Raw genomic sequence first — 18150 nt, 5'->3', positions numbered from 1 at the left:
GCATTGCTCAGGTAATGCACTTGCATTACCATCACGGCATTGTGTTGAGGAGTTCCACCATGCCGCTCGTGTACCACGCGCCCGAGGAGGCCGTTGTCGAGGCGGAATCGTCGCTGACCGACCGATTCCAGACCACCGTGCCCGACGTCATCCGGCGCGCGTTGAAACTTGAGCGCCGCGACAAGATCCGTTACGTGGTGCGGCCAAGTGGCGAAGTCGTCATGCAGCGAGCAACGGGCGCGGCGGTATCCCATGACCCGGCACTCGCCCCCTTCCTGGACCTGCTGGAGCGCGACATCGCCCAGCATCCGGAACGCCTGCGTGCGCTGAGCGTGGATCTGCTGGCCCGGATCGACGAACTCACGCGTCAAATCGGGATCGACCTCGACGCCCCGCTGCCGGACGAAGACTGATGGCAGAGCCGCAAACCGAGACCCCGGTCGTCAACGGGTGGCGGTTGTACGCCCATCCGTTGTTCATCGATCAACTGACGTCGCTGACCATCACCGTCGAGGGGCTGGCAAGAAAAGATCCGGAAGGCTATCGGCAGAAGAACGCCGCGAAGCGGCTCAGGGCGATCTTCGAGTTGATGATGAACAGGATTCCGTCCGACCCGTCGAACGCCGAATACCGGCTCGGGGGGACGCTGGGCGACACGCACAAGCACTGGTGCCGCGCGCGGTTCTTCCAGCAGTACCGGCTGTTCTACCGCTTCAACGCGCAGCAGAAGGTCATCGTGTTTGGCTGGGTCAACGACGAGACCACCAAGCGCGCCTACGAAAGCAAGACCGATGCGTACCGCGTGTTCGCGAAGATGCTGGCGAACGGCAATCCGCCCGACGACTGGGACAGCCTGCTGGCCGCGGCGCAACTGGCCGAGCGAGAGCTTGCTGGCATCGTCACGCCGCTGCGCAGTGTCTCGATGAACTGACGCCGTCAGTTCACCCCGCCCGCAGCATCCTCTCCCGTTCCCGCGCCAGATGGCGGCGGTGGCCGCTGCGGCGTTTCCACCAGATCAGCACGCCGGTGATGGCGAAGATCAGGGGGATCAGGCCGAAGGCGGTGATGAAGGCGCGGCCCGGGGTGCCGAAGGCTTCGCCGGAGTGCAGCGGGTACAGCCAGGTGATGAGGGTGTCGCCGGACGGCGTTTCCGCGGCCAGCGGGTCGCGGGCGCCGAGGCGCTGGCCCGTGTAAGCGTCCAGCCAGAGGCGCGTGGAGCCGCTGTCGTTACGGACTTCGCCGGGCTGGCGCACGCGCATCTCATAGGAATCACCCGGCTTGCGGGGCAGGCCGATGCGCGTGACCAGCGCGTTCGGATACTCGCGCTGGGCGGCCGTCATGGCCTGGGCCGGGGTGATCGCGTGCACGCCAGCCGGCGGCGTGGCCGACTGCGGCTTGTCGTTGGGGCTCACCGTCATCACGCTACTGATGATCGGCGTGACCCACTTCGGCAAATTCAGGTACCAGCCCGAGAACGCGATGGTGGCCAGCACCGGCGCCACGAAGATGCCGCCCGCCCGGTGCAGCGTGTAGGTGAAGCGCGACCACGAGCCGCCGTGCGCAATGCGCACCGACTGCTTCAGCCCGCGCGCCGTCAGCTTCGGCAGCCACAGCACGATCCCCACCAGCACCAGGATCAGCAGCATCATGCCGCCCACGCCGGTGATGGTCTTGCCGGTCTCGCCGCTCAGCAGGTAGCGATGCAGGTGGAACAGCGTCGGCATCAGTTGCTGGCGCGACAGCCCCGGAATGCCCCAGAGCCGCTCGCCTTTCACGGTCAGCGTGATCGGATCGATCATCACCTGCCGGGAGCGCCCTAGCCCGGCCTCGGGCCCCTTGAGCGGGTAATAGGCGGTGAACACGCCGTGCTCGTGCGTGGGCAGCATCAGCAGGTTCGGCTTGCCGTACTGCGGGTCGGCCATCAGCTTGGCGGTCACCGTCTCCACCGTGGCCGCACCCACCGGAATCCGCGCGGACGAGGACGCCACGAGCAGGTCCGGGTTGAGCCAGGTGTCCAGTTCCTCGCGCCACGCAATCATGGTGCCGGTCAGGCCCATCAGCACGAACAAGAGGCCGAAAGTCAGGCCGATATAGAGATGGAGCTTGAGGAAGACGGTACGAAGACGGCCGGAGACCATGGTGTCAGGGGCGGATTGGGATTGTAGAGTGCCGCATCAGTCACTAAGTAACGTGCCGATCCACCACACCGGAGGCGATCGCTCGGCATCTGTGGGGCAGCCCGCAAATGCAAATGCGAAGAATTCGCGATTCTAACAGTGGCACGTTAAGATCGGTGATCGTGCGGGGGCGTTGCCGTCGTGCGCCGCCCACACCTGCCCTGCCATGTCCGATATCGAACTCGCCCCCGCCACTGCCGCTGACGCGGACCTGCTGGCCGCGCTGCACACCGACAGCTGGCGCCGCGCCTATGGCGGCCTGATTCCCACCGAATACCTCGAAGACCACGCCCCGGCCGAGCGCCTCGCCACCTGGCGCGCGCGCATGCTGGAGGACGCCGAGGCGCCGTTGATCGTCACCATCCTGCGCGTGGACGGCAAGCCGGCCGGCTTCAGTTGCCTGATGCCGCTGGCCGAACCGGGCTACGGTATCTACCTCGACAACCTCCATGTGATGGCCGATTACCAGGGCTTCGGCCTCGGCAAGCGGCTGATGACGCACTGCGCCGCGCGTGTGGCCTACGAATGGCCCGGCAAGCCCCTGTTTCTCTATGTGCTGGATGGCAACGCCCAGGCGCGGGCGTTCTACCAGGCGCTGGGCGGCGAGGAATCGGCGAGTTTCGACGACCCGTTCCCCGGCACCGACCTGATGGTGCCGATCCGCCGGGTGACGTGGGTCGATGTGGACGCGCTGTTGCGGCGGCTGACCGGGAGTTCAGGCGGCTGAAGGGGAAGGCGCGGCCGGCTGCATCGCCGAACCCCCATCGAGCCAGTGCAAAATCGGCTGCCACTGCTCCCAATCCCGCGCCACGCGTGACGGCGCCACGTCCCACAGCGTCAGCCCGTGCGCGGCCAGTTGCACGTAGTTCTGCGTATCGCGCAGGTAGCCGAGCACCGGCAAGCCAAGACCTTCGACAAATCGTTGCAATTGCTCGGCCGCGCGCGTGCGCATGTCCACGCGCATGCCGATCACGCCGACGGCTACCTCGCCGTGGCGCACGCGCTTTTCATCGGCCAGCTTGGTGAGGAAGTCCTGGGTGGCGAGGATGTCGAACATCGACGGCTGCAGCGGCACCACCACGCGGTGCGCCAGCTTCATGACATCGCCGAAGCGCCAGCCGTGCAGGCCGGCCGGGGTGTCCAGCACCACGTGGGTGGTGCCCTTGGGTGGCCGGGCGATGTGGTCACCATTGATTTCCCAGGTGCGGATGGGCGGCGCGGCGGCCGGACGCAGCCCCAGCCAGGCGCGCGAGGACTGCTGGCGATCCGTGTCGCCCAGCATCACGGCATGGCCGTGGCGGGCGAAATAGCCCGCCAGATTGGTGGCCAGCGTGGTCTTGCCCACGCCGCCCTTGGGATTCGCGATCACGACTACCGGCATGAAAAGCTCCAGGAACCGATGGCTGCGATAGTCTACCGGCTCGGCGCCCCGGACTGAACGGTCAGGACTGCCCTGAAAGCGGTCCGAGCAACGCAGCCAGGTCGAGATGGGCGGCCATGGTGTCCGCCAGCCGGTCGATCGATGCCTCCCGCAGCGCGTCGAGGTCCACCCCCTGCGCGTGCCGCAAACCGGCCCAGCGCAACAGCGCGCCGCACGCGGCAGGGTCGTCGAACAGGCCGTGGACGTAGGTCGCCAGCACCTGATCGTCGTCCGAACGGGCGCCATCGGGCCGCCCGGCCCCATCGCCCGAAATGTTGTCTTCCAGCCACAAAGCGGGCCGATCCAGCGCCGGCCCCTCGGTCACGCCGAGGTGGATCTCGTAGCCGCGTACCGGCGCCGCGTCATCGCCCGCCAGCCGGCCGCCGACCAGCCGCAACTGCTTTTCCGGGGCCAGCGTGGTGTCGAAGTCGAGCCAGCCGAGGCCATCGCTGCTGCCGGCCGGGCCTTCACGGCCGTCCGGGTCATGAATCCGCCGGCCCAGCATCTGCATGCCGCCGCAGATGCCGATCAGCTTGCCGCCATAGCGCAGATGCCGCGCCAGCGCGTGGTCCCAGCCGTTGGCGCGCAGGAAGGCCAGGTCCGCGCGCACGCTCTTGCTGCCGGGCAGGATCACAAGGTCCGCCGGCGGCACCGGCATGCCCGGGCCGATGAAACGCAGGTCCACGCCGGGATGGGCGCGCAGGGCATCGAAATCCGTATGGTTCGAGATACGCGGCAGCACCGGCACGATCACGCGCAGCACGTCATCGCCTTGCCGGGCGGGCTGGGCGTCGATGATCGCGTCCTCGGCATCGAGATGCAGCCCGTGCAGGTAAGGCAGCACGCCGAACACCGGCTTGCCGGTGCGCGCGGTAAGCCAGTCGAGCCCCGGCTCCAGCAGGCGGATATCCCCCCGGAAGCGGTTGATGATGAAACCGGTCACGCGCGCGCGCTCGGTCTCGGACAGGCAATCGAGGGTACCTACCAGATGGGCAAACACGCCGCCCCGGTCGATATCGGCCACCAGCACCACCGGGCAGTCCACCCGCTCGGCAAACCCCATGTTGGCGATGTCGCGGTCGCGCAGGTTGATTTCAGCGGGGCTGCCGGCGCCCTCCACCAGCACCACTTCGTACGCCTGTTTCAGGCGGTCGTGGCTCTCCAGCACGGCGGCCATCGCCTGCGGCTTGTAGGCGTGATAAGCGCGGGCGTCCAGGTCCATGCGCGCGCGGCCGTGGATGATGACCTGCGCGCCGATGTCGCTGCTCGGCTTGAGCAGCACCGGGTTCATGTCCGTATGGGGGGCGAGCCCCGCCGCCTGCGCCTGCAACGCCTGCGCGCGGCCGATCTCGCCGCCATCGACGGTCACCGCGCTGTTCAGCGCCATGTTCTGCGGCTTGAACGGCACCACCGCCACACCGGCGCGCGCCAGCACGCGGCACAGGCCGGCGACGATGGTGCTCTTGCCTGCATCGGAGGTGGTGCCCTGGACCATCAGGGTGCCGCGCAGGGCACGCCCGCCGGGCAGCGGCGCGCCGCTGGAAATAGTTTTCGATTGCATGGCGCGATTATCGCAGCGTCGTTGCCCGGCCGGTGCGCCACGCACGGTGGCCCTGCAAGTTCCATGCGTGCGGGCACCGCATGCCGCCGCTACAATACGCCGGATGGAAACCAAGGCCATCGCCAAGTCACTCGGCATCACCGGACCCGCCGACCCCGCGTCGGCCGGCGCCGCCGTTGCCAGCACGCCCGAGACGGAGACCGCGCCGCAGCCGCAGGCCGGCACGGCGGTCCCGCGCATGCTCACGCTGGTGCTGGGCGGGGCGCGCTCGGGCAAGAGCCATTTCGCCGAACAGCTCGCCACGGACCACGCCACGCTGACGTGCGGCCCGGTGACCTACATCGCCACCGCGCGCCATGACGCCGAGCCGGCCGACGAGGAAATGGAGCTGCGCATCGCGCTGCACCGCGCCCGCCGCCCGGCCGACTGGGCGCTGGTGGAAGAGCCGGTACACCTAGCCGATGCCCTTTACGCGCACGCGCGCCATGACGGCTGCATCCTCGTCGATTGCGTCACGCTCTGGCTCAACAACCTGATCTTCGACGAGAACCGCGCCTACCCCGAGTACGGCGTGATTACCCCGCCGCCCGCCTTCACCGAGGAAATCGACGCGCTGCTCACCGCGCTGCCGATGCTGCCGGGCCACGTGATCCTGGTCTCCAACGAGATCGGCTTCGGCGTGGTGCCCACGGGCGCCATCACCCGTTTCTACGTGGACGAACTGGGCCGCCTGAACCAGAAGCTGGCCGCCGCCGCAGACCGCGTGCGCCTGCTCGTGGCCGGCATTCCGGTTGCGGTCAAGGGCGCCGACCCCGCGTGATCTTCCCACCATGTTGATGATGTCCTGGGCGGCCTGCGTGGCCGCCGCGCTCGCCGGCGTGCTGCTGGACCGCTGGCTGGGCGAGCCGCGCCGCTGGCATCCGCTGGTCGGCTTCGGCCGTCTGGCCGCCGCGCTGGAAGCGCGTCTTAATCGCCCCACACGCTCGCCGCTACGCCAACGCACCACCGGGCTGCTGGCCTGGGCGACGATGGTGCTCGTGCCAGCCGCACTGGCCTGGGGGCTGGTCGCGCTTGCGCAGCAGGCGCACCCGGCGCTGGCCTGGGCGCTGCACGCGGTGGCGCTCTACGCGGCGCTGGGCGCGTGCAGTCTGACGCAGCACATCGCGCCGATTGCCGCCGCGCTGGCGCGCCATGACCTGGCCGATGCCCGCCGGCTGACCGCGCGCATCGTCTCCCGCGACACCACCAATGCCGACGCCGAGGCGCTGGCCCGCGCCGCCTGCGAATCGGCGCTGGAAAACGGCAATGATGCGATCTTCGGCGCGCTGTTCTGGTTCTTTATCGGCGGCGCCCCGGCGGTGATCGTGTTCCGGCTCGCCAATACGCTCGACGCGATGTGGGGCTATCGCACGCCGCGCCTGCTGCATTTCGGCTGGGCCGCCGCGCGGATCGACGATGGCCTCAACCTGATCCCCGCCCGGCTGACCGCGCTGACCTATGCGCTGCTCGGCGCTACCGGGCAGGCGCTGCGATGCTGGCGCACGCAGGCGCCCGCGTGGTCCAGCCCCAACGCGGGTCCGGTGATGGCGGCCGGCGCCGGCGCGGTGGGCGTGGCGCTCGGTGGCGGCGCGCGCTATCACGGCGAGTGGGAGGAGCGCCCGCCCCTCGGCGTGGGCGAGCGGCCCGGCGCGGCCCATGTCGATGCCTGCCTGCGGCTGGTGCAACGCACGCTGTGGCTCTGGCTCGGGCTGGCGATGCTGAGCGTGCCGCTGGTAGTGGGATTCGCCCAGTGACCGCCATCGCCCCGATCCGCCATGGCGGCAACCTGCTCGCCGCCGCGCGCCGTTATGGCCGGCCCGTGGCCGAATGGCTCGACCTGTCCACGGGCATCAATCCCGATGGCTACCCGGTGCCGCCGCTGCCCGCCGAGGTCTGGCAACGGCTGCCGCAGGACGACGACGCCCTGGCGGACATCGCCGCGCGCGCCTACGGCGGTGCGCACGCGTTGCCGGTCGCCGGCTCGCAGGCGGCCATCCGCACGCTACCGCGCCTGCTGCGGCCCGGGCGGGTGGGCATTGCCGCGCTCGGGTACAGCGAGTACGCCCCGGCGTTCGCGCTGGCCGGGCACACGGTCGTGCCGCTCGATGAAGCCGATTTCGCCCGGGTCGATCTGGCCGATGACCTCGACCATCTGGTGGTCGTGAATCCGAACAACCCCACCGCACGGCTGCTGCCGGCGCAGACGCTGCGCCACTGGCATCGGCAAGTGGCGGCCCGGCACGGCACGCTGGTCGTGGACGAGGCCTTCATGGATGCGCTGGCCGCGCCGTCGCTGGTGGCGGACGCCGCCGCGCCGGGCCTCGTCGTGCTGCGCTCGCTCGGCAAGTTCTACGGGCTGGCGGGCGTGCGCTGCGGCTTCGTGTTCGCGGCGCCGGACCTGCTCGCGGCACTTGGCGATCAGCTCGGCCACTGGACCGTCTCCGGCCCGGCGCGCGCCGTCGCCCAGCATGCCCTCACCGATGCCGATTGGCAGCACGCCGCGCGCGTCAGGCTCGCCGCCGCTGGCCAGCGGCTGGCCATGCTGCTGCGCGAGCACGGGCTGGCCCCGGTGTCGCAGCCGCTGTTCAGCTGGATCCCCGATGCCCGCGCGCCGGCCCTGCACGCGGCGCTGGCGCAGCAAGGCGTGTGGACCCGGCTGTTCGATGCGGCCGGCGGCTGCCCCGCCAGCCTGCGCCTGGGCCTGCCACCCGATGACGAACCCTGCTGGCGCCGGCTTGACCGCGCGCTGGCCGATGCCACCTCCTCTCTCGCACCCTGACATGACGAAGTCCACCGCCGCGCTGGCCCTGCTTTGCGCGCTCCTGACCTCCGCCGCCCACGCGGCCGTTTCGGTCATCGACGATGCCGGCAACACCGTGACGCTGGCCCAGCCCGCGCGCCGCATCGTCTCGCTGGCGCCGCATGTGACGGAGCTGCTCTACGCCGCTGGCGGCGGCGACCGCATCGTCGGCACGGTCTCCTACAGCGACTACCCGCCGCAGGCGCGCGACCTGCCGCGCGTGGGCGACAACAAGGCGCTGGACCTCGAACGGATTGCCGCGCTGAAGCCGGACCTGATCGTGGTCTGGCGCCACGGCAACGCGCAGAAGCAGACCGACCGCCTGCGCGCGCTCGGGCTGCCGCTGTTCTACAGCGAGCCGCGCAAGCTCGAATCGATCCCGGAAAACCTGGAGAAGCTCGGCAAGCTGATGGATACCGGCCCGGTGGCCACGCGCGCCGCCGCGGACTTCCGCCAGCAGGTGGAGACGCTGCGCAAGACCTACGCCAACCGGCCGCCGGTGACGGTCTTCTATCAGGTCTGGCAGCAGCCGCTGATGACGCTGAACGGCCAGCACATGGTCAGCGACATGCTGGCGCTGTGCGGCGGGCGCAACCTGTTCGGGAACGAGCCGCCGCTGGTGCCGACCGTGTCCGTGGAAGCGGTGGTGGCCGGCAACCCCGAGGCGATGATGACGGCGGGCATCGGCGCCACGCGGCCGGACAAGCCGCTGGCGGATTTCTCGATGTGGGAAAAATGGAAGTCGGTGACGGCGGTGGCGCGCAACAACCTGTTCATCATCGACGGTGACCTGGTCAACCGCGCCGGCCCGCGCGTGGTGCAGGGCGCGGCCGAGATCTGCAAGGATCTCGATATCGCGCGCTCGCGCCGGCCGTCCTGACTCAGATTCGTACTCGTTCGACCGAATTCGATCTAGTTCGACAGCCGGTTCCACCAGCCGAGCCGGGCGCCCATGCCATCCGCACTATCCAGATGGAAGCGGCACGTGGCCCCAAAGCCCAACTCCCACGACAGCGTGCGCGCCAGCGGCAGGCCCAGCCAGTGCGCAGCCAGCATGCGGATAGGGCCGGCGTGGGTCACCACCCACAGGCAGCCGCCCGCATCGGCCGGCAGCGATCCGGCCCAGTCCACCACGCGCGCCATGACCTGCGCGGCGCTCTCGCCGCCGTGCGGACGCGCCGCCATCAGGTTGGCCGCCCAGTGATCGAGATCGGCGCGGTCGATGGTCGCCCACTCCCGCCCTTCCCACTGGCCGAAGTCCAGCTCCCGCAGGCGCGGTTCGAGTTCCGGATGGATGCGGGTGTCGATGCCGTGGGACAAGGCCGACGCCGTGTCGCGCGCGCGGGCCGCCGGGCTCGTCAGGATGCGGTCCGGCCGCAGACCGTCCAGCGTGGCGACGATCCGCTCGGCGGGCGGCGAGACGGGCAGCGCCAACGCGAGGTCCAGCGCGCCGTAGCAGATGCCCGGCGCCACCTCTGGCCGGGCGTGGCGGATCAGGACCACGTCCATGCGGCCGCCACGAGGTAGATCGACAGTTCGCCGCATTGCTGCGCCATGCCGAGGCAATCGCCGGTATAGCCGCCCAGCCGGCGCACGAAGTACGCGCCCAGCGCGGCGCGCACGACAACCAGCACGACGATGGCCACGCCCGCGAATGTCGGCCCGAGCAGCGCCAGCGGCGCCACGCCGCAGACCAGCGCGAACAGCAACCCGGCCCCGGCCAGCCGCTGCGCCACCGGCTTGGCCTTGCCCTCCGCGCGCACATAGTCGTGCGTGGCGAGGAAGGAGATGGCCATCGCCCGGCTCGCGCCATGGCCGGCCACCAGCACCGCCAGCAGCACGGCCAGCCCGCCCGCCTCGCCCGTGGCCAGCAGCAATTGCCACTTGAGCAGCAGCGCCATGACGATGGCGATGGCCCCGAAGGCGCCCACGCGCGAGTCGTGCATGATGGCCAGCACGTCCTCGCGCCGATAGCCGCCGCCGAAGGCATCCACGCAATCGGCCAGACCATCCTCATGGAACGCGCCAGTCAGCAGCAGCGTGGCGATCATGCCCAGCGCCACCGCCACGGGCGCGCTCCACAACGCCAGCGCGCCCCAGGTGACCAGCGCCCCGGCCACGCCCACCAGCAGACCCACCAGCGGAAAGTAGCGCGCCGCCGCGTTGAGGAAGTGCGGCTGGAAACCGACCCAGCCGGCCAGCCGCTGCGGCAACGGCACGCGCGTGAAGTAGCCGAGGGCGGTCAGGAAGAAGCGCAGTTCGTCGGCCATGGTCGGGTCCTGGGACGGATCAGGCCGTGCCGGCGCTCACGCCGGCACCGCTGAACGTCGCCATTTCCTTAAGGAACGCCGCCGCCGACGCCACCAGCGGCCACGCCAGCGCTGCGCCGGTGCCTTCGCCCAGGCGCAGGTTCAGGGCCAGCAGCGGTTCGGCGCCGAACTCGGCCAGCAGGGCCTTGTGGCCGCGCTCATCGGAACAATGCGAGAACACGCAGTACTGGAGCACGGCCGGGTCGATCCGCGCCGCCACGAGCAGCGCGGCGGAGGCGATGAAGCCATCGACCAGAATCACCATGCGGCAGGCGGCGGCGGCCAGGTAGGCGCCGGTCATCGCCGCGATCTCGAAGCCGCCGAAGGTGGCCAGCACGTCCAGCGGCGCGGTGACCTCGGCGTGGCGGGCCAGCGCGCGCTCGAGGATCTCGCGCTTGCGGGCCACGCCGGCGTCGTCCAGCCCGGTGCCGCGCCCGGCGCAGTCGGCCAGCGGCAGGCCGGTCAGCCGGCTCATCAGGCAGGCGGCGGCGGAGGTGTTGGCGATGCCCATCTCGCCGAAGCCGATCACGTTGGTGCCCTGCTCCGCATGGCGCAGCACGCGCGCCATGCCGGCCTGGATGGCCGCGCCAGCCTGCGCCGGCGTCATCGCGGCTTCCTCGACGAAATTGCGCGTGCCGTCCGCCACGCGGCAGTTGACCAGACCCGGCGCGGCCGGCAGCGGCGCGCGCACGCCGGCATCGACCACTTCCAGCACCATGCCGTGCTGGCGCGTGAAGACATTGATCGCCGCGCCGCCGCCGAGGAAGTTCAGCACCATCTGGGCCGTGACTTCGGGCGGGAAAGCGCTCACGCCGGCATCGGCCACGCCATGATCGCCGGCAAACACGATGATGGTCGGGCGGGTCAGCACCGGCTGGGTCTCGCCCCGGATCAGGCCGATCTGCATCGCCAGCGACTCCAGCCGGCCCAGCGAGCCGGGCGGCTTGGTCTTGTCGTCGATGGCGGCCTGGAGCGCGGCGCGCAGGGAATCGTCGAGCGGGGCGATCGGGGGAAGTTGCAGGGGGGTGTCGGTGAAGGTGGACATCGTCATTTCCGCAGTGTCTTTACATTTCCACGCCGCGCTGGGCCTTGATGCCCTGCTGGAACGCGTGCTTGACCGGGGTCATCTCGGTCACGGTGTCGGCGGCCTCGACCAGCGCCGGCGGCGCGCCGCGGCCGGTAATGACCACGTGCTGCATCGGCGGACGGGCGCGCAGGTCGGCAATGACCTGCTCCACGTCGAGGTAGTGCAGCTTCAGCGCGATATTCAGTTCATCGAACAGGACCAGCCCGATGGCAGGATCCTGCAGCATGCGCCGGGCGATTTCCCAGGCGGCCTCGGCCTTGGCCACGTCGCGCGCGCGGTCCTGGGTCTCCCAGGTGTAGCCCTCGCCCATCACGTGGAACGCGCAGGCTTCCGGAAAACGCTGGAGGAACATCTCCTCGCCGCTCGGGATGGCGCCCTTGATGAACTGCACCACGCCCGTGCGCATGCCGTGGCCCATCGCGCGCACGACCATGCCGAAACCCGAACTGGACTTGCCCTTGCCGTTGCCGGTGGTGATCACGATCACGCCGCGCTCGGTCTGCGCGGCGGAGATCTTGGCGTCCACCACTTCCTTCTTGCGCGCCATGCGGGCCTTGTGGCGGGCGTCGCGGCCGGCATCGTCTGGGGTGTCGGGCGTTTCCGGGGTGTCCGGCGTGTTGTTATCGATATCGCTCATTTACGAATTTCCAGTCATCCCATCGGGAATCAGCGCCGTATGGAGGCCGTCGCTGACGCTGACGATGGGGGTGCGCAGCGCCCGGGAGCACTGCGCGGGGGTGAGGACTTCCGGCGCGGGGCCGTGCAGCGCCTGACCGTCTTCGGACATCAGCAGCGCATGCGTGGCGTAGCGGCGCGCCAGGTTGAGATCGTGCAGGATCACGACGGCCGCGTGGCGGCCTGCCGTGGTCAGGCGGCGCAGCAGTTCCAGCACGAGGATCTGGTGGCGCAGGTCGAGGTGGGCCACCGGCTCGTCCAGCAGCAGTAGCGGCGCCTGCTGGGCCATGGCGGCGGCCAGCGACACGCGCTGGCGCTCGCCGCCGGAGAGCGTGAGGACATCGCGCGTGGTCAGGGCGTCGAGGTCGAGTTCGGTCATGACGTCGCGCACCACGCGGTCATCGTCGCCCTGGCCCCAGCCCCAGCCGCTCATGTGCGGATGACGTCCCACGCGCACGGCGTCCTGCACGGCCATCGAGAAGGTGTCGTGCACGGCCTGCGGCAGGTAGGCGCGCTGGCGGGCGAGCGCGGCTGGCACGGCGCGGGTGACCGGGGTGTCGTCGATGCGCACCTCGCCGCCCTCGGGCGCGCGCAGGCCGGCCAGCACGCCCATCAGCGTGGACTTGCCCACGCCATTGGGGCCGACCACGCACCAGAACTCGCCCGGCGCGATGGCCATCGACAGATGCTCCACCAGCACGCGCGACCCGGTGCGCAGGGCGACATCGCGCAGGTGCAGGCTGGGACAAGGCGCGAGCGGCGTAGACCAATGGTTCATCGCGGCCTCCGCAGCAACAGATAAAGGAAGGTCGGCACGCCGAGCAGCGCGGTAATCACGCCCACCGGCAGTTGGGTCGGGGCGATCACGGTGCGGGCGATCAGATCCGCCGCCATCAGCAGCGTGCCGCCAAGCAGTACCGAGGCCGGCAGCAGCAGCCGCTGGTCGTTGCCCCAGGCCAGCCGCACCATATGCGGCACGACCAGGCCGACGAAGCCGATCGACCCCGCCGTGGTGATCGCCGCCGCGATGGCGAACGAGGCGATCAGGAAGGTGGCCAGCCGCACCCGGCCCACCTGCACGCCCAGCGATTGCGCCACGGTCTCGCCGAGCAGCATCACGTTGAGCGAGCGGGCCATCGGCATGGCCAGCGCCAGCGCCACGGCCAGCGTGGCCAGCGCGGCGCCGTAGCTGGCGGTGCCGCCGAGGTCGCCCGTCAGCCAGAACAGCATGCCGCGCAGCCGCGATTCCGGCGCGATGGCCAGGATCAGCGTGATCAGCGCGCCCCAGCCGGCGGCCAGGATCACGCCGGTCAGCAGCAGGCGGGCGCCCGCCTCGTGGTGGCCGCCCTGCACGCGCGGGTGCAGCAGGTCCCGGCGCGCCAGCGAAGCCACCAGCACCATCGACAGCAACGCCCCGCCGGCGGCGCCGGCCTGCACGGTCCACAGCGGCAGCATCAGCAGCATCGCCAGTAACGCGCCGGTGGCGGCGCCGCCCGAGACGCCTAATACATAGGGCTCGGCCAGCGGGTTGCGCAGCAGCACCTGCATCAGCGCGCCAGAGAGCGCCAGCAGGCCGCCGCACGCGAAGGCGGCGACGGCACGGGGGAGTCGCAATTCCCTGACAATCGCGCCGGCCATGCCGGCATCGGTGGCGGTCAGGGCCTGCCAGAGCTGCGAGGCATCGAGCGATACGCTGCCCAGCGCGAGCGACAGGCCGAACACGGCCAGCCCCGCCAGGGCGAGGAGCAGCCAGACGGCCAGCGCGCGGCGCGCCTCAGCCATGGCGGACCCCGCCCGGGCGCGGCGCCTTGCCGGGCCTCATTTCTGGCGCCATCCCAGCGTGACGAACCCCGCCCGGCCCTGCGTGGCGTACGGATAGGCGAGCTGGTAGTTCTTGTCGAACAGGTTTTCCACGCGGGCGGCGACGTACCATTGCTTGTCGATGTTGTAGCGGGCGGTGAGGTTCAAGATACCGTATCCGCCCAGCCGGCGCGAGCCGTTGTCCATCCGCGACGACGACACCAGCCACTCGCCCCCGACTCGGAAATCGCCGATATTCCGGCCCACATCGAACGACGCATGGCGGCGCGCGCGGCGCAGCAACTGGGTGCCGTTGGTTTCATCGACCGGATTCTGGAAGGTCACGCTGGCGCCGACATCGGTGCCGAGCAGGTTGGCGCGCCAGGACGCCTCCACCCCCTGCACCTTGGCCTTGTTGACGTTCTGCGCCAGGAACAGCCCGTTGGCCTGCTGCGTGGAGACGATCAGGTCGTTGTAGCGGGTCTCGAACGCGGTCACGCGCAGCAACCCGGTGGCGGCAGTCTCCACCTGCACGCCCAGCTCGGCCGACTTCGCGCGCTCGGGCTGGAGGTTCGGCTGGCCGAAGTTCGGGTAATAGAGTTCGTTGAAGGTCGGCGCGCGGAAGGCGTTGCTGACGTTGGCGATCAGCTTGACCGCCTGGGTCAGGTGGAAGCCATAGCCGGCGAAGAAACTGCCCTGGTTGCCGAAGTCCGAATAATGGTCGTTGCGCGCGTTCAGCTGCAGCTGGTGGCGCCCGATCTTGCCTTCGTAGCCGCCGTAGACCGAGAACACATTGCGGATGGGCGCGTTGTAGGCGCTGGACGACAGTTCCTGCTGGAGGTAGTCGGTCCCGAACAGCAGCGTGTGGTCAGGCGTCAGCGCGTACTCGTTCTGCCAGTTGAACTGGCGCGAGCGCGTGCTGAACAGGCTGTCGAACAGGCCGTTCTTGGTGGTTTCGGCGCGGTCCTCGCTCTGGGCGACCTTGAAATGGGTGCGCCAGTCGGGCAGCAGCTTGCCGTTGACGAAGGCGGACAGCGTGTACAGCTCGCTATCCATACGCAGGTCGTCGGTCGGCTTGCCGCTGGTGCTGTCGTACGACAACTGGCTGTTGGAGTAGTACGCGGCCACGCCGGCGTCCCAGTCCTGGCTGAACTTGTGCTTCACCTGGCCGGAGACGCTCTTGTTCTCGTACGGGTTGTCGGCCGGGTTCGGGCCGATGCCCTGCCGGGCGCGCGTGGGGTTGTCGCGATTCCATTTCGCGGCGTCGATCGACGAATAGCCGTCGGTCTTGAACATCGAGCCGGTAACGTTGAACGAGGTATCGCCCACCTGCCCGCCATAGCCGACGGTGCCCTGGCGCGTATTGTTGCTGCCGTACTCCACCGAAGCGTTGGCCGCCGGGGCCTGGCCGGCGCCGCTCTTGGTGAAGATCTGCACCACGCCGCCGATGGCGTCGGAGCCGTACAGCGCCGAGACGTTGCCGCGCACCACTTCGATATGGTCGATCTGGTCCGGCAGGATATTGGCGAGCTGCGCGGTGCCGCCGCTGGCGCCGGCAATGCGCACGCCATCCACCAGGATCAGCACCTGGTTGGAATTGGCGCCGCGCATGAACAGCGTGGTGTTGGCGCCCATGCCGCCCGTGGTGGCGAACTCCACGCCCGCCTGGCCGCGCAGCAGCGAGCGCAGGTCCGGCGCCTGGGTGTTGACGATGTCTTCCTGAGTGACCACCGTGGTGTGCGGCAGCGCCTCGGTCACGGCCTGCGCGGTGCGCGAGGCGGTGACGACCACCGGCGCGAGCGTCTGGCCGGGGGCGGCGCCGCTGGCATCCGGCGCGGCTTGCGCGTGGACCATGGCGGGGTAGAAAGCGGGTACAAGGGCGGGCACGAAGGCGGCGATGGCCGCCAGGATGGCGGGCACGCGCGGGCGGACCGGCGGCTGGGTCGCGGCGGTCTGCCTGTGGAGCGAGGAACGCATGTTGCTGGATGGATGGAAGTACGGCCGGGCCCGTCCCCGCGGGCCTTGTGGCGAAGTGGCGCGCCGCTGTGGAGCAGTGCGCCCGCGTTCAGGCCGGTATCCGGGCTGACGACATCAGGCCGGCCGCCTTCCCGATCGCTGGATCCCCGTCAAATGGCGGGGTGGATCAGTGGCATGCTGGCAGGCCCTTGCGCGGCGCATGGCGCGTGCGCGGTCGCTTACCGTTGCGGGGGCAGCACAGGTTGGCCCAGCGCGCGGCGCGCCCCGGACTCCCTGTTTCCCGTTGAACTGCGGCCCTGTGGGCAGGGTCGCGAGCACCTGGAACGTGCGCGAGTGTAGGCAGTTTCACCGGGGCCGTCAATCTGGCGGACGTGGTGCGGAACCGTCCACTCCGGGGCCGGTTACCCGCACGTTGCGTGACGATCGATGCAACTTCCTGGCGACGCTACAGTCAGAAACGTCTCGTTGACGACGTGGCCGATCCGGCATCGGCTAGAATCCCGAAACCTGACCCACATTCCATCGGACAGACAGGCACTATGCTCAACGAACTCGAACAACTGGCCGCCAAGATCGGGCGCGTGCTGCATCACGCAGACACCCTGGCGGCGGAAAACCAGCGGCTGCGCGCGGAGATCGACCGCCTGCGGGCCGAGGCGAGCCAGTTGCGCACGGACCGCGAATCCATGGCGGCCGACCGCGAACTGCTCAATATCAAGATCGAGGAAGCCCAGCTGCGCATCCAGTCGATTCTGGACAAGCTGCCCACGGCCAGCGATGCGCGCCAGCTCGACCTGCTGGGCGAAGGCGCCCCGGCCACCGGCTCGGACCCCGATGCCAGCGGCGCGCACCCCGCCCCCGGAGAACACGCATGAGCAATAAGCAAGTCGAAGTGAACATCGCGGGGCAGCCCTACCGCTTCGCCATCGCGCCGGACAACGAAGCCGCGCTGCTGGAGGCGGTGGCGCTGGTGGACAACCAGATGAACAAGCTCAAGGGCAACGTCTCCGCCAAGGGCGTGGAGCGCGTGGCCGTGATGGCGGCCATCAGCATCGCCTCGGACCTGCTGGCCATGCGCCGCAAGCAGGAGGAGGACGGGCAGATTCCCGTGGACGCCGTGCGCGCCCGCATCCGCGAGCTGAACGAGCGCGCCGACGAGGCACTGCGGCAGTACGCGCACGTGGGCACCGACCCGCGCGCGCCGGGCTGACATCGACATCGGACGGATCTGGCCGGACTTGAAATCACACCGCATCGGCCGCACATGACAGGCATGTGAAGCCGATGGCGCAATGTCGGATTTGGCCGATGTCCGGTGTTGAAAATGTAACGATGCAACATGCCGAACTTGGTATGCCAGACGACGCGGTGTATAGTGTAGCCAGACTGCACAAACGCCTTACCGGTGCAGCATACAGGTCAGGTTATCGCGCCCGACCGCCGTTTTCATCCCATCCTGTTTCGAAACGGCAAACGTCTGACATCACCCCAGCTGCTCGCAGCGTAAGGTGAATATAAAGTCAGACGTTTGACAGTTTCCCTGCCTGGTTCGTGAGGGTCATAACTCCTTGAACCGATATGCATTGCATGGTGCGGGATTATGTCGTGTGGGCGAGCGCGTCACCGCATTCATAGTCTTGGTTCTGCCTGGACTCCCTGAGTGGGTGATGTACCCAAAATGCGACTTCCGCAGCCACTCTGAACCTCACTTGGGTTCAGGATGCCGACCCAGCGGCCGAGGCGGGGACCCCTCAGAAGGCGGTGGTTTTCAGAACCACCGCCTTTTTTCTTTGATCGACGGATACTGGTATCGTGACGCCACCCGCCGCCAAATCGGGCCAACGCGCCCCCCAGTACTGGCTGATGAAGTCCGAGCCGGACGAAGCCAGCATCGACGATCTTGCCAGGCGCGGCACGCTGCCGTGGACGGGCGTGCGCAACTACCAGGCGCGCAACTTCATGCGCGACCAGATGCGCATCGGCGATGGTGTGCTGTTCTACCACTCCTCCTGCCCCGAGCCCGGCATCGCCGGACTGGCCGAGGTCTGCTCCCAGCCCTACCCCGATCCCACGCAGTTCGATCCCAAGAGCGATTACTACGACAAGGCCTCGAAGCCCGATGAGCCGCGCTGGTCGCTCGTGGACGTGCGTTTCGTGCGCAAGAGCGCGCTGGTCCCGCTGCCCGCGCTGCGCGAGCACGAGGCGCTGGCGGACATGGTCGTGCTCCGGCGCGGCAACCGCCTCTCCATCACGCCGGTCACGCCGGCCGAATGGCGCTATATCACCGAACGGCTGATGAAGTGAC

General features: G+C 69.3%; 20 protein-coding genes, 1 other RNA gene and 1 riboswitch. Of the genes, 11 read left to right on the top strand and 10 right to left on the bottom strand.

What is annotated here, in order from left to right; translation table 11 throughout:
• Nucleotides 1–59: 59 nt before the first annotated feature.
• Together AC1DP9_RS00225 and AC1DP9_RS00220 are read left to right on the top strand one after the other, a co-directional pair.
• Nucleotides 60–413 carry a type II toxin-antitoxin system PrlF family antitoxin gene (locus AC1DP9_RS00225; RefSeq protein ID WP_477106292.1) on the top strand — a complete coding sequence of 118 codons (354 nt, stop codon included), beginning with the start codon at nt 60–62 and terminating at the stop codon, nt 411–413.
• Nucleotides 413–931, top strand: a complete 519-nt coding sequence (locus tag AC1DP9_RS00220; RefSeq protein ID WP_477106291.1) for a type II toxin-antitoxin system YhaV family toxin — start codon at nt 413–415, stop codon at nt 929–931. The genes AC1DP9_RS00225 and AC1DP9_RS00220 overlap by 1 nt, the downstream gene beginning before the upstream one ends.
• A 10-nt stretch (nt 932–941) precedes the next feature.
• Here AC1DP9_RS00220 and AC1DP9_RS00215 read toward each other — a convergent pair whose 3' ends face one another.
• On the bottom strand, nt 942–2138 hold the full coding sequence (locus AC1DP9_RS00215; protein ID WP_477106290.1) for a PepSY-associated TM helix domain-containing protein: 1197 nt from the start codon (nt 2136–2138) through the stop codon (nt 942–944).
• A 205-nt stretch (nt 2139–2343) separates the two neighbouring features.
• On the opposite strand from AC1DP9_RS00215, the gene AC1DP9_RS00210 reads away from it, so the two are divergent.
• The gene (locus AC1DP9_RS00210) at nt 2344–2904 is read left to right on the top strand and encodes a GNAT family N-acetyltransferase (RefSeq protein ID WP_441590711.1); all 561 of its coding nucleotides are present in this window, start codon (nt 2344–2346) and stop codon (nt 2902–2904) included.
• On the opposite strand, the gene AC1DP9_RS00205 is transcribed toward AC1DP9_RS00210, so the two are convergent.
• Nucleotides 2893–3558, bottom strand: a complete 666-nt coding sequence (locus AC1DP9_RS00205; RefSeq protein ID WP_441590713.1) for a nucleotide-binding protein — start codon at nt 3556–3558, stop codon at nt 2893–2895. The genes AC1DP9_RS00210 and AC1DP9_RS00205 overlap by 12 nt on opposite strands.
• Nucleotides 3559–3619: 61 nt before the next feature.
• Nucleotides 3620–5092, bottom strand: a complete 1473-nt coding sequence (locus AC1DP9_RS00200; RefSeq protein ID WP_477106571.1) for a cobyric acid synthase — start codon at nt 5090–5092, stop codon at nt 3620–3622.
• A gap of 169 nt (nt 5093–5261) precedes the next feature.
• Here AC1DP9_RS00200 and cobU point away from each other — a divergent pair, with 169 nt between their 5' ends.
• The 4 genes from cobU to AC1DP9_RS00180 are packed head-to-tail and all read left to right on the top strand — an operon-like array spanning nt 5262 to nt 8877.
• Nucleotides 5262–5978 (top strand): bifunctional adenosylcobinamide kinase/adenosylcobinamide-phosphate guanylyltransferase, encoded by a 717-nt coding sequence (gene cobU, locus AC1DP9_RS00195; protein ID WP_092290717.1) that lies wholly within the window; start codon nt 5262–5264, stop codon nt 5976–5978.
• Between the two features lie 10 nt (nt 5979–5988).
• The gene (gene cbiB, locus AC1DP9_RS00190) at nt 5989–6951 is read left to right on the top strand and encodes an adenosylcobinamide-phosphate synthase CbiB (RefSeq protein ID WP_477106289.1); all 963 of its coding nucleotides are present in this window, start codon (nt 5989–5991) and stop codon (nt 6949–6951) included.
• Nucleotides 6948–7976, top strand: a complete 1029-nt coding sequence (gene cobD, locus AC1DP9_RS00185) for a threonine-phosphate decarboxylase CobD (protein WP_092290721.1) — start codon at nt 6948–6950, stop codon at nt 7974–7976. Before cbiB ends, cobD begins: the two co-directional genes overlap by 4 nt.
• 1 nt (nt 7977) lies before the next feature.
• Nucleotides 7978–8877, top strand: coding sequence for a cobalamin-binding protein (locus tag AC1DP9_RS00180; RefSeq protein WP_477106288.1), 900 nt, complete (start codon nt 7978–7980; stop codon nt 8875–8877).
• A 32-nt stretch (nt 8878–8909) separates the two neighbouring features.
• Here AC1DP9_RS00180 and cobC read toward each other — a convergent pair whose 3' ends face one another.
• Genes cobC through AC1DP9_RS00145 form a run of 7 tightly spaced genes read right to left on the bottom strand, consistent with a single transcriptional unit; the run spans nt 8910 to nt 15845 of the window.
• On the bottom strand, nt 8910–9506 hold the full coding sequence (gene cobC, locus AC1DP9_RS00175; RefSeq protein ID WP_477106287.1) for an alpha-ribazole phosphatase family protein: 597 nt from the start codon (nt 9504–9506) through the stop codon (nt 8910–8912).
• Entirely contained in the window at nt 9491–10267 is a 777-nt protein-coding gene (locus AC1DP9_RS00170) for an adenosylcobinamide-GDP ribazoletransferase (protein WP_477106286.1), read from the bottom strand. The genes cobC and AC1DP9_RS00170 overlap by 16 nt, the downstream gene beginning before the upstream one ends.
• Before the next feature lie 19 nt (nt 10268–10286).
• Nucleotides 10287–11327, bottom strand: a complete 1041-nt coding sequence (gene cobT, locus AC1DP9_RS00165; protein ID WP_477106570.1) for a nicotinate-nucleotide--dimethylbenzimidazole phosphoribosyltransferase — start codon at nt 11325–11327, stop codon at nt 10287–10289.
• A 43-nt stretch (nt 11328–11370) separates the two neighbouring features.
• A complete protein-coding gene (gene cobO / locus AC1DP9_RS00160; RefSeq protein WP_477106285.1) occupies nt 11371–12030 on the bottom strand; it encodes a cob(I)yrinic acid a,c-diamide adenosyltransferase in 660 nt (219 codons plus the stop codon).
• Nucleotides 12031–12846 carry an ABC transporter ATP-binding protein gene (locus tag AC1DP9_RS00155; protein ID WP_477106284.1) on the bottom strand — a complete coding sequence of 272 codons (816 nt, stop codon included), beginning with the start codon at nt 12844–12846 and terminating at the stop codon, nt 12031–12033.
• On the bottom strand, nt 12843–13850 hold the full coding sequence (locus AC1DP9_RS00150; protein WP_477106283.1) for a FecCD family ABC transporter permease: 1008 nt from the start codon (nt 13848–13850) through the stop codon (nt 12843–12845). The genes AC1DP9_RS00155 and AC1DP9_RS00150 overlap by 4 nt, the downstream gene beginning before the upstream one ends.
• A gap of 36 nt (nt 13851–13886) precedes the next feature.
• Nucleotides 13887–15845, bottom strand: coding sequence for a TonB-dependent receptor plug domain-containing protein (locus AC1DP9_RS00145; protein ID WP_477106282.1), 1959 nt, complete (start codon nt 15843–15845; stop codon nt 13887–13889).
• Between the two features lie 74 nt (nt 15846–15919).
• Nucleotides 15920–16183, bottom strand: a riboswitch (cobalamin riboswitch).
• A gap of 201 nt (nt 16184–16384) precedes the next feature.
• Here AC1DP9_RS00145 and AC1DP9_RS00140 point away from each other — a divergent pair.
• The 4 genes from AC1DP9_RS00140 (at nt 16385) to AC1DP9_RS00125 (ending at nt 18149) form a co-directional block, all read left to right on the top strand.
• On the top strand, nt 16385–16720 hold the full coding sequence (locus AC1DP9_RS00140) for a hypothetical protein (protein ID WP_092290738.1): 336 nt from the start codon (nt 16385–16387) through the stop codon (nt 16718–16720).
• Nucleotides 16717–17055 carry a cell division protein ZapA gene (locus AC1DP9_RS00135; protein WP_092290740.1) on the top strand — a complete coding sequence of 113 codons (339 nt, stop codon included), beginning with the start codon at nt 16717–16719 and terminating at the stop codon, nt 17053–17055. The genes AC1DP9_RS00140 and AC1DP9_RS00135 overlap by 4 nt, the downstream gene beginning before the upstream one ends.
• Before the next feature lie 324 nt (nt 17056–17379).
• Nucleotides 17380–17596: non-coding RNA, 6S RNA (gene ssrS, locus AC1DP9_RS00130), on the top strand.
• A 112-nt stretch (nt 17597–17708) separates the two neighbouring features.
• A complete protein-coding gene (locus AC1DP9_RS00125; RefSeq protein ID WP_092290742.1) occupies nt 17709–18149 on the top strand; it encodes an EVE domain-containing protein in 441 nt (146 codons plus the stop codon).
• Nucleotide 18150 lies beyond the last annotated feature (1 nt).

The sequence above is a fragment of the Cupriavidus sp. 01L43 genome (assembly GCF_056399925.1).
This window is presented reverse-complemented; position numbering and strand designations above follow the sequence as displayed.

What these genes read in the sequence shown, in the direction of transcription:
- AC1DP9_RS00205 (WP_441590713.1), bottom strand. Translation starts at nt 3,558, where the DNA reads ATGCCGGTAGTCGTGATCGCGAATCCCAAGGGCGGCGTGGGCAAGACC.
- cobC (WP_477106287.1), bottom strand. Translation starts at nt 9,506, where the DNA reads ATGGACGTGGTCCTGATCCGCCACGCCCGGCCAGAGGTGGCGCCGGGC.
- cobU (WP_092290717.1), top strand. Translation starts at nt 5,262, where the DNA reads ATGGAAACCAAGGCCATCGCCAAGTCACTCGGCATCACCGGACCCGCC.
- AC1DP9_RS00140 (WP_092290738.1), top strand. Translation starts at nt 16,385, where the DNA reads ATGCTCAACGAACTCGAACAACTGGCCGCCAAGATCGGGCGCGTGCTG.
- AC1DP9_RS00125 (WP_092290742.1), top strand. Translation starts at nt 17,709, where the DNA reads ATGAAGTCCGAGCCGGACGAAGCCAGCATCGACGATCTTGCCAGGCGC.
- AC1DP9_RS00170 (WP_477106286.1), bottom strand. Translation starts at nt 10,267, where the DNA reads ATGGCCGACGAACTGCGCTTCTTCCTGACCGCCCTCGGCTACTTCACG.
- AC1DP9_RS00220 (WP_477106291.1), top strand. Translation starts at nt 413, where the DNA reads ATGGCAGAGCCGCAAACCGAGACCCCGGTCGTCAACGGGTGGCGGTTG.
- AC1DP9_RS00210 (WP_441590711.1), top strand. Translation starts at nt 2,344, where the DNA reads ATGTCCGATATCGAACTCGCCCCCGCCACTGCCGCTGACGCGGACCTG.
- AC1DP9_RS00180 (WP_477106288.1), top strand. Translation starts at nt 7,978, where the DNA reads ATGACGAAGTCCACCGCCGCGCTGGCCCTGCTTTGCGCGCTCCTGACC.
- AC1DP9_RS00135 (WP_092290740.1), top strand. Translation starts at nt 16,717, where the DNA reads ATGAGCAATAAGCAAGTCGAAGTGAACATCGCGGGGCAGCCCTACCGC.
- cobO (WP_477106285.1), bottom strand. Translation starts at nt 12,030, where the DNA reads ATGAGCGATATCGATAACAACACGCCGGACACCCCGGAAACGCCCGAC.
- AC1DP9_RS00150 (WP_477106283.1), bottom strand. Translation starts at nt 13,850, where the DNA reads ATGGCTGAGGCGCGCCGCGCGCTGGCCGTCTGGCTGCTCCTCGCCCTG.
- AC1DP9_RS00145 (WP_477106282.1), bottom strand. Translation starts at nt 15,845, where the DNA reads ATGCGTTCCTCGCTCCACAGGCAGACCGCCGCGACCCAGCCGCCGGTC.
- AC1DP9_RS00215 (WP_477106290.1), bottom strand. Translation starts at nt 2,138, where the DNA reads ATGGTCTCCGGCCGTCTTCGTACCGTCTTCCTCAAGCTCCATCTCTAT.
- AC1DP9_RS00225 (WP_477106292.1), top strand. Translation starts at nt 60, where the DNA reads ATGCCGCTCGTGTACCACGCGCCCGAGGAGGCCGTTGTCGAGGCGGAA.
- AC1DP9_RS00200 (WP_477106571.1), bottom strand. Translation starts at nt 5,092, where the DNA reads ATGGTCCAGGGCACCACCTCCGATGCAGGCAAGAGCACCATCGTCGCC.
- cbiB (WP_477106289.1), top strand. Translation starts at nt 5,989, where the DNA reads ATGTTGATGATGTCCTGGGCGGCCTGCGTGGCCGCCGCGCTCGCCGGC.
- AC1DP9_RS00155 (WP_477106284.1), bottom strand. Translation starts at nt 12,846, where the DNA reads ATGAACCATTGGTCTACGCCGCTCGCGCCTTGTCCCAGCCTGCACCTG.